Annotated in this window: 1 protein-coding gene; it reads left to right on the forward strand. The window is 78.8% G+C overall.

The genetic code is table 11. From position 1 onward, the window contains the following. Nucleotides 1-2: 2 nt before the first annotated feature. On the forward strand, nt 3-636 hold a 634-nt coding region (locus F6X68_RS32985), incomplete at its 3' end, for a S8 family serine peptidase (protein WP_151457873.1).

The raw sequence follows: 636 nt of genomic DNA on the forward strand, positions 1-636 counted from the left end.
CGGTGCCGGCCGGCTGGTCCGCATCCGCGCCGACCGCCGCGCGTGCGGCCCCCGGCTGCGCCTCGCCCCTCGCCCCGGTTCGGCCGGTGTCCGCGCGCCCCTGGCCCCAGCAGCGGTACGCCCCGGAGCGGCTGGCACCGCTCGCCACCGGCACCGGGGTGACGGTGGCGGTGATCGACTCGGGGGTGGACCGGCGGCACCCGCAGCTGACCGGCCGGGTGCTCGACGGCACCGACCTGCTCGACCCGGGCGGCGACGGCAGCCGGGACTGCGCCGGCCACGGCACCGGCGTGGCGAGCATCATCGCCGCCGCTCCCCGCGACGGGACGGCGTTCCGGGGGCTGGCCCCGGGCGCCCGGATCCTGCCGGTACGGGTCAGCGAGCAGCAGGTGGTCGAGGGGCGGGAGTCGGGGCGCACGGTCAGCGCCAGGGACTTCGCCCGTGCCGTCCGCTGGGCGGTCGACCACGACGCCGACGTGCTCAATCTCTCCGTCGTCCTGTACGCGGACGACCCGGCGGTGCGGGCCGCGATCGGCTACGCGGTCGACCGGGACGTGGTCGTGGTGGCCGCCGCCGGGAACCTGCACGACGCCGGTGACCCCCGGCCCTACCCGGCCGCGTACGACGGGGTGCTCG

The sequence above is a fragment of the Micromonospora sp. AMSO12t genome (assembly GCF_008806585.1).
GTDB classification, from domain to species: Bacteria; Actinomycetota; Actinomycetes; order Mycobacteriales; family Micromonosporaceae; genus Micromonospora; species Micromonospora reichwaldensis.